Here is an 11,477-nt window from a genome sequence, read left to right as displayed (position 1 = left end):
GAGTGCCCCCGAGGTGGGCATTGCCCGCCCGGACAACGCCGTCCCTCGATACGGTGTGTCCCGCCAGCCTCAGCCGTTCGTCGATAGCATCGGCCGGCATGGGGCGGGCGAAATGGTATCCCTGAGCGAAGTCGCACCCCATATCGACCAGGCACCGGGCCTGTTCGGCGGTCTCTACGCCCTCGGCGACCACCCGCAGTTTGTAGGCTTTCCCGAGCCGGACCAGCGCCTCGGTCACAGCGTACGCGTCGGCGTCGGCGTCGATATCGGTGACGAACGAGCGGTCGATCTTCAGGGTGGTGACCGGCAGGACCCGTAGATAGCTCAGAGCCGCGTAGCCGGTACCGAAGTCGTCCACCGCGAGGGCCACGCCCATGTCGCGCAATGAATTCAGGCGGGCCACGGTCACCTCGTCGGAGTGCAGGACCACGCTCTCGGTCAGCTCGAGGATCAGCAGCTCCGCGGGAAAACCAGTCTCCTCCAGAATCTGCGCAATGGTCTTCTCGATCCCCGCCTGAGTGACCTGGCGTGCCGAAAAGTTCACGCTGAGGCGAAGATCGCCCGCGTCCGGGTACTCCCGCCGCCAGCAGGAAGCCTGCCGGCATGCTTCGCGGAGCACCCACTCCCCGATCTGGACCACTGCGCCGGTCTCCTCGGCCAGCTCGATGAACGCCCCGGGCATGAGTAGTCCTCGGGTGGGGTGGTTCCAGCGCACCAGAGCCTCCACCGCCTCCTCATGTCCGTCTGCCAGAGCGACGACGGGCTGGAAGTGCACCACGAGCTCATCATTGGCCACCGCGGCCAGCAGTTCGGCTTCTCGGGCGCGGGTGTCGAGCTCGGGCGTGTAGACGCAGTAACTGCCCCGGCCGGAGCGTTTCACCGCATACATGGCCACGTCCGCGTGAGCGATCAGCAGATCGGGACGATTGGTGGTGGTCTCGTCCTGGAAGGCCAGGCCAATGCTGGCCTCGACACTCAGCAGCAGATTGCCGAAGATGACCGGCGTGCAGAGGGCATCGACCAGTCGCTGGGCGATCGCCTCCGCGGCGGCACGGCTGGGCAGGCCGGGCAGCACCACCGCGAACTCGTCGCCACCGAGACGGCCCGCGGTATCGCCCGAGCGGATCACCGCCCGCAGCGCGGTCGCCACCGCCTTCAGGACGGCGTCACCGGCCTCGTGCCCGTGGGCGTCATTGATGGGCTTGAAGTGGTCCAGGTCGATGAGGAAGAAGGCGTTGCACCGGCCTGCGCGCGGCGGCTGCCGGGTCATCTCGGCGACCCGGTCGTTGATCCGGGCACGGTTGGCCAGGCCGGTCAGCGGATCGGTGACGGCCAGCCGGTGACTTTCCCGCTGGGCGATCACCTGCCGGGTGATGACCAGGCTGGTCAGCACCAGCGCACCGATGATCATCCCCCCGAGGGTGTAGACCGACTGGTCCCGGCCGACATAGACCAGCATTCCGTAGGCTAGGGCGATGGCCCCGTAGGGCAACCAGTTGAAGACCGGCCGGCGCTGGCCGTGGCCACGCGGACTGTCGTCCTGGTAGATCCGGCGGTGTACGGCGAGCAGCATCAGGTAGTCCGCTATCGCCCAGAGCAGGAAGGGGTAGCCATTGGGTGAGAAGACCACCTGGAAATGCACCATGGCCACGATGTAGAGGGTGTCGGTGGCCACCTTGAGCAGAACGGATCCCCCGAGGAGGCTCAGCCCGGGCCCGTAGTCCCAGCGCCGGAGTACGAGTATGACCAGCGCGAACAGCAGGAGCAGGTCGAGTACGGGAACTGCGGTCGCCATGGCGATGACCTCGAGGTCGGCGCCCGGGATCTGCAGTAGGGGCGCGATCTCCAGGTACCACAGGACCATGCAGGCACCGGCCACCACAATCAGGGCATCGACCAGCAGTTTGAGGCGTTCGGCCGGGCTTCGGCGCGCTGTGGGCACCAGCAGTACCCCGATGGTGATCGCCGCCAGTGAGAGCGTGTACAGATAGTCGGACGCCGAGGGAAAGGGCGGCAAGTAGGAGTTTGCGGCCTGCCACAACGAGGTCGCACGGGCGGCCAGGCTGCAGGCGAAGGCCACACTGAGCGCGATCCAGCTCCGTCGTTCCGCCCGGGCCAGCGCGCCGCCCAGGAGCAGTCGAACCCCCAGGACCGCCGTCAGCACGGAGACCGGCAACCGTGCCACTTCGTTGACCAGACGAGCTTGAGCGTCGCTGTCCCATTCGAACAGGCTTTGAACTGGGAAGGCGACGAGCGCGACCCCGCACAGCCCCACTGATGCCGTGAGCCATCGCGGGGAACGCGCGGACGCAGACTCCATACACCCCTATCGACGGGTGCATAGTTCGGCTTGAGACTGGCGGATGTGCCCGAGGCAGCGGTGCCAGTCCAGCACGGGGGGCCTCCACCGCGACGGCCCAGTCGCCTTTACGGCCCGCTGCGTCCGGGTAGGGCTCGTGCTCGGCTTTACTCGCGGGGCTCAAGGCCTTGCAGGATGACGTCAATCAGGCGGGTTCGTGACTGCGCGTACGCAGTGGCCGGGAATGCGCGGTGGGCAGCGATCAGCAGACCGCGGCAGCTCTGGGGGGCGGCCAGGAGCGATACGCGAGCAGGTTCAGAAACATTTGCGCCGCGAGTGCGAGGAGTTCGGGTCCGGTTCGAGGGCGCTGAACCCTGAGGCCGCGGTGGGGGAGAGCTGCCGCTTCAGCGTCCTGCGGGGCCCTGAAGAGCAAGAAGGTCGTGCCGGATCCGCTGATGGAAGGGAGTGCCGCAGTCCGTTCTCCTCACGGAGGGCACGTAGCCGCCGGTCAAGGCGCTCAGACGGTGAGCGCCTTGAGCAGATGTTCTCTGGCCCCCAGGAGCGAGGGGCCGTACCAGGTCAGCAGCCGCCCGCTGACCAGCCGGGGCTGCACGTGCTGGAACGCCTCCGGACCGTCCGAGGGCGTGAACCGGTAGGGCTCGTCCGGCAGCAACGCCAGGTCGATGTCCGGGCGGTCGATCTCGGCCAGGTCCACATGCGGGTATCGGTCTGCTGCGAGGCCGAAGGCGTTCCGGGCGCCCAGACGGGTCAGTACGTCTCCGGTGAAGGTGCGGCTGCCGACCACCATCCATGGATCGCGCCAGATCGGCACGACGACCACCGGGCCCTCGTCGTCCCCGCACAGGACGGGACTGGACCAGGCCTGCCGGGCCTGCGCCAGCCACTTCGGCCGGGGCGCGGCCAGCGCTTCGGCGAAGAGCCGGTCCATCGAGTCGAGCGCCTGCGCGAGGGACTCGATGACGGTCACCCACACCGGCAGGCCGGCCTGGCGTAGACGCCGCACGTCCAGTTCCCGGTTCTCCTCGCGGTTGGCCACGACGAGGTCCGGGCGCAGGCGTGCGATGGCTGCCAGGTCGGGATTCTTCGTGCCCCGGACGCGAGGTACGTCGAGATCTGCTGGGTGAGAGCACCAGTCGGTCGCGCCCACCAGGACGTCCGGGGCACTGGCGGCGATGGCCTCGGTCAGGGACGGCACCAGCGATACGACGCGCCGGGGCGCTCGAGACAGGGCAACGAAGGTACCGAGGTCGTCGATGGGCATGCCCCATCATCACGTGTGGGCTCGGTCAGTACTTGGTCAGGACCTGGTCAGGACCGGGGGTCTTCAGCGAGCGTAGGCGAATGGCCCCCGCCGGGCCGGAATGTAGCCGGACGTCACACCGCCAGGGTCACACCCAGCCGGGTCAGGACAGGGCCGATGGGATTGACAACAGAGATTCTGCCGCTGCCCCCGGTGATCAGGCCGATGGCGAAGAGCTTTCCGGCGGTGTTGCGGGCGACCACCAGGCTGCCGCTGTCACCGCCCTGGCTGAACCCGCTCGCGGCGAAGGCGTCGACCACGATCTGGTGCTGGAACTGCTGGCCGCCGACCGTCTGTACGCAGTCGGTGTCGATGACCATGCCGGCGGTGAGGCCGGTGGTGCGCCCCGACTTGTAGGCGACCTGATTGAGGGCCGCGGGGCCGGTGGTCGCGATGGGGCCCAGGCCGTTGATGTCCAGGGTGCAGTCCACGCCGGTGGCGATCCGTGCAATGGCTGCGTCGATGCCGGCCGCCGGGTCGTAGACCCTCGTGTCGGTGGTGGCGACCATGTCGTCGTTCGTCCCCCCGTCCCCGGTTCCGGGCTGGAGCACGGACTGTCCCTGGGAGGTCAGCACGTGCGCGGCGGTCAGCAGGAGCAGTAGGTCGGCCCGGCGCACGAAGTAGCCGAGCGTTCCGTCGCCGGGAGCATGGGGGGACTGGGAGACGGAGATTCCGCCGACCAGAGGGCGTGTGCGGGTGCGAGGGTCCAGACCGAGCTGGGCCGTGAGGTCGATCGATGTGAGCGAGTGGTGCTCGACCCGGCCGACCACTTCGACCAGGACCGGCAGGCCGTCGATGTGATCGGGAACCGTCCCTCGATCGTCGCGGACGTAGACGCGGATGCCCTCCCTTCCGTCGGGCAGCAGGAGTGTCTGCTGGCTGTGGCCGACGACCTGCTCGTCCGCGGCGAGCAGCTGCGTGATGCGGCCTGACACATTCATCGTGCCCCCTCGGGTCGGGAATGGGATCAGGCTGCACCCGCAGTTTGTCGACGTCAACGGATGGGGTGCGAGCTTCGCTCGTACGGCCCTGCCGCAGCTTGTCGCGCGAAAATGGTTACCTGCAAAGGGTATTCAGATGTGCGATGGGGTAACCGATGGCCCTGGGATCGCACCCGCGGCCCCGGAAGGACCCCCATGACCGACAACAACGGCGTCATCGATCAGATCTACGCCGGCCTCAACTCCGTCCTCGGCGGAACCAACCCCAACCAGTTCCTGACCATGACCGTTCCCGGAACCATGCTCAACCAATCGGATTTCGCCTACGACACCACGGCGACCAAGCCCGCCCTCGTCGCCGAGGCCGAATCACGCCTGGTGGACCAGATGTTCGATGTCGCCCAGGTGACCGGCAGCGGCAACGGCCAGCACGTCTCGTCCCAGTTCCTGCAGGCGCTCAGTGTCCTGGTGCCGAAGTTCAACCCGGTCATGCCGGCCATGAAGAACCGGCTGCGCGAATTCGTGAACTCACCTGCGCCGCAGAACTCCACCGTGGAGGGCGAACCGTTCTCGGGCACGCTGCGGGAGCTGTACTTCGCCCTGTACGAGTCGTGGCTGAGAACGAAGTCGGAGTGGGACCGGGAGGTCATCGGGCAGAAGGCCCGGCTGGGCGCGGAGGCCTTCACCGAATGGTACGAGGGAGTGGCCGAAGGCCGGCTGGCGCTGATCGACGCTGCCGAGGGGAGGCTGGTCTCGGTGTTCTCCCCCTCGGACATGAACGCGATCCTGGGCGCCCTGGCCTCGGGGCCGGGCGGCGACATCAGCGCAGCCGCCACCCAGACCCTGGACGTCCGGCTGCCCTCGCCCAGCGGCGGGTACGTCTACCCGGTCGACCTCTCGCCCAGCGACTGGTTCCTCAGCCTGGCCAGTGACCAGAACCCGACCGACCTGCTGAAGGACCCCCAGTTCATCGCCCTGACGCTGCGCGCCCGGCAACAGGCCCTGCAGGCCACCATCAGCCAGGTGCAGGCCCTGATCAGCCAGGTCCCCACCACCGGTGCCCTGGCCCAGGCGGCAGGCGCCCTGAGCACGGCCCAGACCGGGTACACGGATGCGCAGAACGCGCTGACCGGCCAGTACGCCGCCAACACCGTCACCGCCGTCCAGATGTACCTGGCCGACTCCAGCCCGGCCGCCGACGTGGCCGGTGCGGTCGCCGAACTCAACGAGGCGGTCGCGTCCGTCAGCGGTGCCAACGGCGACAACCCGGTGGCCACCCAGGCGACCAAGATCGGGGGAAGCCCCCTGTCGCAGGCGGACTTCCAGAAGCTGCTGCAAGGGCAGCGGGACCTCGCCACCGCGCAGTCAACCCTGATCGCCAGCGCCCAGAACCTGTCGACGGCCGGCATGAACCTGGCCTCCGAACAGGCTCAGGTGTTCGGTGACCTCCCGGTCATGCTGGCCCGCCTGCAGTCCCAGCTCACCGACATCACCAGCCTGCAGACCCAGCTGGCCTCGGCCGTCAGCAGCCCGAACCCTGCCCCGGTCCCGGTCACTCCCGTCGATCAGAGCACGCTCGCCACGGTGACGTCGATCATCGATGCGGCCCGGGCGGTCCCGGCCCCCGCCGACGCCCAGACCTGGCTGGTCCAACTGCATCAGCTCACCACCAGCGCCGACCTGTACCCACTCTTCCTCACCTCGATCGGTGCCTACACCAGCGCATGCGCCGATGACGTGGTCGCGGCGGCCAACGCCCTGGACACCGCGGGGGCCGATGCGCAGACCGCCGCAGCCACCGCGGGCGCACCACCGAGCGCGGCTACTCCCTCGGCCCCCACCCCCACGACGGACGGGGTCAAGAAGGCGGTGGCTGCCGCCCTCGGGCAGGGCTCGGGCACCTCGGCCCAGAAGTTCGTGCTCACCGGGCTCAGCGCCCTGGCCGCGTGGACCGGCACCTCGACCGTCGCCGACCTGCTCAGCGCGATACAGACCTGGGTCAACACCACGCTGGGGCAGGACACCACCAAGGCCCGCGACGCCGCCGCACAGGCCGTGGCGGCCACCGTGACCGAGCCCTTTCCGACGACGGCACCCACGGCCAGCGACCCGGACGCCGTCAGCGCAGCCCTGAAGAAGCTCACGTTCAGCACCACAGGCCTGGACGCCCAGCTGTCCGCCGCCCTCGGGACCTCGGACGCCAAGGCCAAGGGCCTGAGCGCGGCGCTGAGCGCGGTGACCGACCTGGCCGGGGGCTATCAGCTGGAAGGCCGCAACGGGGCGCCCACCTCAGCAGTGAGCCCCTCGGCGGCCGCGGACCGCTGGATGGACCTGCAGTACTCGTTCAGTTCCAGCTCCATGTCCTCGGACCACTCGCAGTCCAGCCTGTCCAGCCAGACCAGCTGGAGCGTCGACTTCTTCTTCGGATCCGCCGGAGGCTCCAGCTCCTCGTCGTCCTCGACGAACAGTCAGAGCTACTTCAGCACCGACTCCACCGTCCAGATCGGCATGAAGGTCACGAAGGTCGACGTCTCCCGGGCCTGGCTCGACCCGGGAGTCTTCAAGCTGAGCACCGACATGCACCGCCTCTCCCAGGTCCCGGTCTCCGCCGGGACGGTCGACCCGGCCGCACCCGGAACCGCCAACGACGCCCTGTTCCCGTGCATCCCGGTCTCGTTCGTCGTGGCCAAGGACGTCACACTGCAGTTCGAGATGAACTCCTCCCAGACCGACGCCGTGCAGCAGATTCTGGACAGCCGCAGCGCCGTCGGTGGCGGCTTCCTGTGCTTCAGCGCCTCCAGTTCCTCCGCCTCCCACAGCGACTCCTCGTCGCTGCGCACCAAGACCGAAGGAAACACCGTCACGATCAACATGCCCGGCCCCCAGATCCTTGGCTGGTTCTGCGAATTCGTGCCCATCGACGGCAGCACCCCACTCAGCTACCCGCAGACGTCTGCGGGCGACGAGCTGAACATCATCCAGTTCGTCGACGCACTCAAGAAGTTCGGTGCGGACCCGACGCCGGCGGGACTCGATGCCGACAGTGCTCACGATCTCCACAGGGCCCTGCCGGCCCCTCGGGTTCCTCAACGCCTGTGAGCTGAGCGTCGCCGGGGACGGGGTTTCCGTACCGTCGACGACACAAGGCAGCGTGGGGGCGGGCACCCAGGACGTCTGCTCGCCCCCACCCTGCGTGCACCGACCACCGGTGCGGCCCGAGGGGGCGGAATGTCGGGGCACCTCGCCTGGCCCGGTCGGCAAGAGACGGCCGCGGCAGGACCGGACGGCGACAGTGGCCCCAGATTCACCGACATGTACGGGGGAGGGGCGCAAGCCGGGCTACCTGAGCTCGCGCGATGAATGACGTCGGAGAACCCGCACGGTCCGACGGCTTGAGCTCGGGACGCGCCTTTGCGGCGACGTCAGCCAGGCGGCAGGCTCCCGGACCACAGTGCCTGCAGGACGCGCTCGCTGGCGCGGCCGTCCTCCAGAGCGCAGAATCGCTCCACGAACCGGGCGTAACGCTCCGCCTGAGCAGCGGCCACTACCGGCAGGTCAAGCAGTGCTGCGGTCAGCGCCTCCTGATCGAGCAGGACCGGGCCAGGCGCCTCCGTCTCCAGGTCGAGGGTGAAGCCGCGCAGCCGGTCGCGGTAGTGCTCAAGGTCGTAGGCGAAGACGAGGATTGGCTTGCCTGTGATCGCGAAGTCGAACATGGCTGACGAGTAGTCGGTGACCAGGACGTCGGCGGCCAGGTACAGGTCGGAGATGTTCGGGTAGGCGCTCACGTCCTGCACCTGCCTGCCGTTCGCAGGCCGGCTCTGGCGGTACATGTAGTGGTGCAGGCGCAGCAGGACGGCGGCGTTGTCGCCGAGGCGCCGGGCGAGGGCCTCGGCGTCCAGCCCCAGCGGGGCGTCGAGGCCCCCGACGCGCCCCGCGGCCTCGTCGTCTCGGTAAGTGGGCGCGTACAGGACGGCCATGGTGCCGTGCGGGAGGCCGAGCTCGGCGCGCACCCGCGCGCTCCGAGCCTCGCGATCGGCCGCGAACAGCACGTCGTTGCGCGGGTAGCCGGTCTCCAGCACCCGACCCGGGTAGGCGAAAGCGGCCCGCAGCAGCCGCGTGCCTTCGGTGCTGGGGGTGACGAGCAGGTCCCAGCGGCCGATGTCGTCGTCCAGTTCGGCCATGACGTCGTCCGGAGGTTGGTAGGCCGCGTCGCGGTGGATGCGCTTCAGCGGTGTTCCGTGCCAGGTCTGCAGGTACGTCGCCCCGGGGCGCTTGCGCCATCGGTCGAGCTGGATGTGCGTGTTCGAGACCAGTACGTCCGCCGCCTCGAGCGCAGCGACGGCCTGCGGCGTCCCGATCGGCACGGTCGCCACGCCGGGTGGGAACGTCGCGGCCTGGCGGGAGGAGGCGAGCCAGAGGTGGTCGACGCCGTCCTGGCCGTGGGCGGTCCAGGCCTCATACAGTGCCCGCGGGTTGTCGGCGTAGCGGCCGTTGTCGGCGTTCCAGACGATCCTCACCGATCTCCTGCCCCCACCTCGCTCGTCCCGCGCGGAAGATTGCGCTGTCGGTCAACGCTAGCCGTTCGACGGGCCTCGGCGTAGGCAGGGCCGGGTCGGAGGGGCGCGGAGTGCCCAGGACAGTCACGACCCTTCGTGTTGCTGGCGAAAAGGCAGCACAGGAACGGACGGGACGCTCAGAGCCAGCGCTAGTGCGATGACCACGAACGTTGGCCGGGTCAGGCCGCGGTAGCGGCTTGACCTCGTGGTCGGCCCCAGCGCAGGCCTTTCTCGGCACGGATGCGTGCTCGTTCGCGGCGTTGAGCGGCCAGGATGTCTGGGTGGCGGGCGTTGGCGTTGCGCCAGCGCAGGTGGGCTTGCAGGTCACGGGCCAAGACGACGTGGTTGGGGTAGTTCGAGGCGGCCATGGTGAACATCCGCAAGGGTCCGAACTGGGCCTCGATCGGGTTGGCCCAGGACGCGTAGGTCGGGGTCAGACAGAGCTCGACGTTGTGCGCGGCACCACTTGCGCACTGCTGGTGTGGTGTTCGCGGAGAGGTTGTCCAGGATGACGTAGATCGGTGCGCCATCCGGGCGAGCCGCCCGGATGGACTTGATCGCGGCCAGGGTGTTCGCGCCGGACTTACGGTGGCGGTTGATGCCCCACAGTTGGTCGTCGCCGAGGCTGTAACAGCCATGGAAGTAGCGGATTCCGTGGGTTCGCCGGTAGGTCGCCGGTAACCGGTCGGGTGTCTTAGCGTGGTTCCAGGTCGAGCCGTGGTGCGGGCGGATGGCCAGGGGCCCGAACTGGTCGAACGCGAAGCACCGGTCCGGGAAGTCGGTGGTGACGTGCTCGATCCGGTTCAGCTTGGTCTCGAACTCGGGATCTGGTGATTCTTTCCAGGTGCGGGTCCGCTGGAACGTGATCGCCTGGGCCTTGAGGACCTGCCGCAGGCGTTCACGTTCCAGCACGATGAGCCGTCCCGGTTTCATAGCCGGGTCGACCTTGGCGAAGCTGCCTTTCAGATACGCGGCGAGCTTGCGGATGCTCCACCTCGTGAACGGCAGACGCAGCTTCTTCGGTCTGGTGGTGGCCGTCGTGACGATGAACTCGATGTCGGCGTCACTGATCAGGCGGGGACGGCCTCCCGCCCAGCGAGGGTCCAGGCAGGCCAGCCCCCGATCGTTGAAATCGTGGATCAGCTTGCGGACGGTGTCCTCGTCCGCCGCGACCAGCCGGGCGATCGCCGGCACCGGGGTCCCGGAAGCCGAGGCCATGATCATCATGGCTCGGCGCATCCGGATCGTTCCATGCTTACCCCGGCGCACAATCTGCTGCAGCCGGCGTCCTTCGTCCTCGCTCAACCGCCTGGCCCTGACCGGCCCCGCCATCGCGCACCACACCTCTCACACCAGTTCGGACTGTGAGAGATCAGCGTGATGGCCTGACGGCCATCACACCGGGACTGGGCCCCGGCGTGTCACAAACCCGGGCAACCTATGTGGTCACCGCACTAGCTAGCCACGCGGGTCCGCGAGCGTCCCCGCGTACGGATCAGCTGGTGACGGCTCCTGACCCCTGAGGGGCATGGGCCTGCCGCTCTGCCTACCAGGGAACCTTGCCATTGTCGTCAAAGAAGCCACCCGTTGGGCACTCTCGACCGAGAGTGGCCAACTGCACCACGATCGCGGCGCCCTCGGCCGCCGATCGGGTCACCCGGTACGGCAAGCCCTTGGCGAAATCCGTGTCGGTCGCGCCGGGCGCGACCGCGTTCACCAGGATTCCCTCATGGGACAGGGCTTTGGCGTACTGAACCGTGAGCATGTTCAGCGCGGCTTTCGACACGGGATAGCCCAGCAGTCCTGGCATCCGGCTCATGTAGTGGGTCGCATCAGTCATCCAGGTCATCGAGGAGGTGCCGCTGGAGACGTTCACGATCCGGGCCGCGGACGAGCGGCGCAGCAGCGGCAGTGCCGCCTCGGTCACGGTCATGACGCCGAACAGGTTCGTCTCGAAGACCGCCCGCACCCCGTCAAGCTGCGCCGAACCCGGCGCCTGCACCCCGAAGTCGCCGGCGATGCCGGCATTGTTGACCAGAATGTCCAGGCGGCCGAACCGGTCGCCGATCTCCTTGATGGTCGCGGTGACCCCGGGCTGGTCGGTCACATCCAGGGCGATCGGGTACGCCGTACCGCCTGCTGCGCGGATCTCGGCCGCCGCCGCGGCTCCCCTTTCCAGATCCCGGGCGCCGACCAGCACGGTCATCCCGAGTTCCGCGAACCGGTCCGCGACGGCCCGTCCGATTCCCTTGTTCGCCCCGGTCACCAGCGCGATCGTCGTCTCATCACTCATGCGCATAGACGACCACCGCCCCCCGCCGCCCGACCAGGATCAGCTCGATCTCGGTCGATACTCTCAG

The 11,477-nt window shown here is 68.4% G+C and carries 6 protein-coding genes and 1 pseudogene; 1 reads left to right on the top strand and 6 read right to left on the bottom strand.

Going from position 1 to position 11,477, the window contains the following annotated elements; translation table 11 throughout:
* The 3 genes from LWF15_RS24450 to LWF15_RS24440 form a co-directional block, all read right to left on the bottom strand.
* The coding region (locus tag LWF15_RS24450) for a putative bifunctional diguanylate cyclase/phosphodiesterase (protein ID WP_232813252.1) at nt 1-2,185 on the bottom strand (2,185 nt) is incomplete at its 3' end.
* A 631-nt stretch (nt 2,186-2,816) separates the two neighbouring features.
* Entirely contained in the window at nt 2,817-3,581 is a 765-nt protein-coding gene (locus LWF15_RS24445) for a helical backbone metal receptor (protein ID WP_232813251.1), read from the bottom strand.
* Nucleotides 3,582-3,694: 113 nt separating this feature from the next.
* Nucleotides 3,695-4,561 carry a S1 family peptidase gene (locus tag LWF15_RS24440; protein ID WP_232813250.1) on the bottom strand — a complete coding sequence of 289 codons (867 nt, stop codon included), beginning with the start codon at nt 4,559-4,561 and terminating at the stop codon, nt 3,695-3,697.
* A gap of 195 nt (nt 4,562-4,756) precedes the next feature.
* Here LWF15_RS24440 and LWF15_RS24435 point away from each other — a divergent pair, with 195 nt between their 5' ends.
* Nucleotides 4,757-7,660 carry a hypothetical protein gene (locus LWF15_RS24435; protein ID WP_232813249.1) on the top strand — a complete coding sequence of 968 codons (2,904 nt, stop codon included), beginning with the start codon at nt 4,757-4,759 and terminating at the stop codon, nt 7,658-7,660.
* Nucleotides 7,661-7,983: 323 nt separating this feature from the next.
* Here the strand turns inward: LWF15_RS24435 and LWF15_RS24430 are convergent, their stop codons facing one another.
* From LWF15_RS24430 to LWF15_RS24420, 3 genes and pseudogenes are all read right to left on the bottom strand, one after another.
* The gene (locus tag LWF15_RS24430; RefSeq protein ID WP_232813248.1) at nt 7,984-9,078 is read right to left on the bottom strand and encodes a CDP-glycerol glycerophosphotransferase family protein; all 1,095 of its coding nucleotides are present in this window, start codon (nt 9,076-9,078) and stop codon (nt 7,984-7,986) included.
* 218 nt (nt 9,079-9,296) lie between these two features.
* A pseudogene (locus LWF15_RS24425) lies at nt 9,297-10,449 on the bottom strand (IS630 family transposase).
* Nucleotides 10,450-10,663: 214 nt separating this feature from the next.
* Entirely contained in the window at nt 10,664-11,410 is a 747-nt protein-coding gene (locus LWF15_RS24420) for an SDR family NAD(P)-dependent oxidoreductase (protein WP_269810747.1), read from the bottom strand.
* Nucleotides 11,411-11,477: the final 67 nt, after the last annotated feature.

The organism is Kineosporia rhizophila (assembly GCF_021277265.1).
Taxonomy (GTDB): domain Bacteria; phylum Actinomycetota; class Actinomycetes; order Actinomycetales; family Kineosporiaceae; genus Kineosporia; species Kineosporia rhizophila.
Note: the sequence above shows the minus strand (reverse complement) of the source record. Positions and strands in the feature narration are given on the sequence as shown.

Coding starts and splice junctions, on each gene's coding strand:
- LWF15_RS24440 (WP_232813250.1), bottom strand. CDS start 4,561: ATGAATGTGTCAGGCCGCATCACGCAGCTGCTCGCCGCGGACGAGCAG.
- LWF15_RS24445 (WP_232813251.1), bottom strand. CDS start 3,581: ATGCCCATCGACGACCTCGGTACCTTCGTTGCCCTGTCTCGAGCGCCC.
- LWF15_RS24435 (WP_232813249.1), top strand. CDS start 4,757: ATGACCGACAACAACGGCGTCATCGATCAGATCTACGCCGGCCTCAAC.
- LWF15_RS24420 (WP_269810747.1), bottom strand. CDS start 11,410: ATGAGTGATGAGACGACGATCGCGCTGGTGACCGGGGCGAACAAGGGA.